We start from the raw sequence: 3,244 nt of genomic DNA, 5'->3' as shown, positions 1-3,244 counted from the left end.
AAGCGCTCAGTGACCCCAACTACCTGCCTGATTCGGGGACGTGGTACTACATCGTCTTCTTCCTTATCGGTATCGTGGGTTACTTCTGCGTTCCCACCGTTGCAGGCTGGATTATCGAAGCAGGAGGCGGTATCGGCTCTTATGGTCGCAATGTCAATCAAGCTGCACAGCGCGGTGCACAAAGTGCCTACACGGGCGGACGATATGCCGCAGCAGGTGCCGGGTCGGTCATCGGCAATGTCGGTGGACGTATCAAGGGAGCACTGCTTAAAGGAAAATAGAAATGGAGCATTAATGCTTAATTCATCAACAGCTATAAAAGGAAAAAGAAATGGAATTCAAATCACTTGGTAATATCGAGACTTCATTCAGACAGATAAGACTATACGCCTTTGTCTTTGCTATCGTCTGCGTGGCGATAAGCGGTTATGCCTCTATGCCTCGTACAGCTTCGCCAAGGAGCAACGGGAGAAAATCTATGTGCTTGACCAGGGAAAGTCACTCATGCTTGCCCTCAGTCAGGATGCAAGTCGTAACCGCCCTGTAGAGGCAAGGGAGCATGTACGTCGCTTCCATGAGCTGTTCTTCACCATTGCGCCTGACAAGGATGCCATCGAAAAGAACATGGAACGTGCCTTTGTATTGTGTGACAAGTCGGCTTTCAACTATTACAAAGACTTGGCAGAGAAGGGCTATTATAACCGTGCCATATCGGGTAATGTCAATCAGCGCATAGAGGTGGACTCTATTCACTGCAACTTTAATACTTACCCTTATGCGGTAACGACCTATGCACGGGAGTTTATCGTCCGTCAGAGTAATGTTACAGAGCGCAGTCTTGTTACGACCTGCACGCTGCAGAACTCTGTCCGTTCGGATAACAATCCGCAGGGCTTCCTGATGGAGAACTTCCTCGTCAAGGAGAACAGAGACATACAGACTTATAAACGATAAGGTTATGGCAAGAAAAAGAAACTTTTTACTCTCGCGTCACTATCTGCGCTTTCACCTGTGGCTCCGCCATCGGTGTGAAAGACTCACGATAAGGCAGAGAAAGGAAATCGTCTATGGGCTGAGTTTCATCTATCTGCTGTGCTCGCTCTGGATGATAGCGCAGTTTTTCCTTCCTCCAAAGAAGGAGAAACTACCCATCCCCACAGGAAAGCTGATGGACAGTCCCATACGGACGGACAGCACCTTACAAGAGTTACACGGCAATTTTTACCTACAACATCATCAAACAATCAAGGAAAATGGATAATAAACAGAAGGAACAAATGAAGAAAGGCTTGGTCTTCGGAGGACTGGGACTGCTGTTTGCCCTCTCGATGTGGTTTATCTTCGCACCTTCGGGCAAGGATAAGACTGCAGCGGAGCAGGGACTCAATGACAGCATCCCGCAGGCAACGACAGAAAAACTGACGGATAACAAGCTCAAAGCCTATGAATTGGGCGACAAGGCACACGAGGAGGAACAGACCCGTGAGGAGATGGGCAGGCTATCGGACTATTTTGCACAGAACACTGCTCCATCAGAGGAGCAGCGTGCAGAAACGGCTGCTTCTACGGCAAAGATAGAAAACTCCATGCATCGCTATGAGGAGAACAATCGGCTCTTGAACTCATTTTACGCTCCCGACCCACACGAGCAGGAGCGTGAAGCTTTGCGCTCGGAGATTGATAATCTAAAGAAAGAACTATCTCAAAAGGATAGTAGGGAGGACAATGAAGAGAAACGGCAGCTTGCACTGATGGAAAAGAGCTATCAGATGGCAGCGAAGTATCTTCCCAAGGCTTCTGCCGCTGCACCATCTTTGGGTAATGACTTTACCGAGGGTAAAGGGCAAACGTCAACGAACAAAGGTCAGAGTATGGGCAGTAATATAAGCGGAGGTTCGGCCGACTTGCCTGCAATGGAAATCTTGGCGGAACGCAAACAGGTAGTGTCCTCACTGGGGCAGCCGATGAGCGACGCTGACTTCATCAAGGAGTATGGCACGAAAGCACGCAACTTGGGCTTCCATTCGCTCGCAAGTGCGGCTGCACCCACGATGCGCAACACACTCAAAGTGGTGGTGGACAGGACAACGACGCTCAAAGAGGGCGATAATGTCGTGCTCCGTCTGCTTGAAAGTGCCAAAGTGCAGGGCTTGCGTATTCCACGACAGAGCCGACTGATAGCCGTCGCTAAGATTGAGGGTAACCGTATGCACCTGCTTGTCAAAAGCATTGAGGTGGACGGCCATATCATAGCCGTCAAACTCTCGGCATACGACACAGACGGACAGGAGGGAGTGTATATACCAGGCTCGGAGGACATCAATGCGCTTAAGGAAGTTGGGGCGAACATCGGTGGTTCAATGGGCACATCCTTTACCTTCGCTTCCTCTGCCAAAGACCAAATTATCTCAGAGGCTGCACGTGGGGTGATGCAGGGCGCAAGTCAGCTGCTTCAGAAGAAACTGCGCACCATCAAGGTAACGCTCAAGGGTGGCTACCGCCTTTTCTTGGTTCAGTCCAAATAAAACAATCGAAAATGATAAGTAAAAAATAACATCAAATCAAAAGGAACAATGAAGAAAATTATTTTATCAATGGCTATGCTTACCATGGTGGGAGCAACAGCCACAGCACAGGAAAACAATGATGGTCTGACACCCAACCGTCCGCTTACTTCGGGAGAGCTGTTTCAAGGTATGAGCCGTGCCATACCAACGGGACGTGTCGTACTGCCGTATGGTCTGGACGTTACCTTTGACAAGACCGTGCATCTTATCTTCCCTTCTGCTATTCGTTATGTAGACTTAGGTTCGCAGAATATCATTGCAGGAAAGGCAGAGGATGCAGAGAACGTACTGCGTGTAAAGGCTTCGGTGAAGGACTTTGAGACAGAGACCAATATGAGTGTCATTTGCGAGGACGGCTCTTTTTATGCTTTCAACGTAAAATATGCCGATGAGCCGGAGAAGTTAAGTATCGAGATGAAAGACTTTCTTTCCACGACGGAAGGTAGACTGCCAAGCAATCGCTCTGACATTTACTTTAAGGAACTCGGTAACGAGTCGCCCGTATTAGTAAAACTGATGATGCAAACTATCTATCAGAACGACAAGCGTACCATCAAGCACATCGGTGCACAGCAGTTCGGCATGAAGTTTCTGCTTCGTGGCTTGTATGCCCATAACGGCTTGCTGTATTTCCACACTTGTATGGAAAACGATACGAATATGCCGTACTCGGTGGA

At 48.7% G+C, this 3,244-nt stretch carries 4 protein-coding genes and 1 pseudogene; all 5 read left to right on the top strand.

Translation table 11 applies throughout. The annotated features are described in order from the left end of the window. Nucleotides 1-281: TraJ family protein (locus JCM12259_RS12515; RefSeq protein WP_025066694.1), on the top strand; the 281-nt coding region annotated here is incomplete at its 5' end. 50 nt (nt 282-331) lie between these two features. Then, nucleotides 332-954: pseudogene (gene traK / locus JCM12259_RS15575) on the top strand (conjugative transposon protein TraK). 4 nt (nt 955-958) lie between these two features. Next, a complete protein-coding gene (locus JCM12259_RS12505) occupies nt 959-1,261 on the top strand; it encodes a hypothetical protein (protein ID WP_021583847.1) in 303 nt (100 codons plus the stop codon). Continuing rightward, a complete protein-coding gene (gene traM, locus JCM12259_RS12500) occupies nt 1,254-2,525 on the top strand; it encodes a conjugative transposon protein TraM (RefSeq protein ID WP_025066693.1) in 1,272 nt (423 codons plus the stop codon). Before JCM12259_RS12505 ends, traM begins: the two co-directional genes overlap by 8 nt. 48 nt (nt 2,526-2,573) lie before the next feature. Further along, nucleotides 2,574-3,244 (top strand): conjugative transposon protein TraN (gene traN, locus JCM12259_RS12495; RefSeq protein ID WP_025066695.1); only part of this gene is annotated, 671 nt, incomplete at its 3' end.

The organism is Hoylesella enoeca JCM 12259, from assembly GCF_000613405.1.
Taxonomy (GTDB): domain Bacteria; phylum Bacteroidota; class Bacteroidia; order Bacteroidales; family Bacteroidaceae; genus Prevotella; species Prevotella enoeca.
Note: the sequence above shows the minus strand (reverse complement) of the source record. Positions and strands in the feature narration are given on the sequence as shown.

Coding starts and splice junctions, on each gene's coding strand:
- traM (WP_025066693.1), top strand. CDS start 1,254: ATGGATAATAAACAGAAGGAACAAATGAAGAAAGGCTTGGTCTTCGGA.
- JCM12259_RS12505 (WP_021583847.1), top strand. CDS start 959: ATGGCAAGAAAAAGAAACTTTTTACTCTCGCGTCACTATCTGCGCTTT.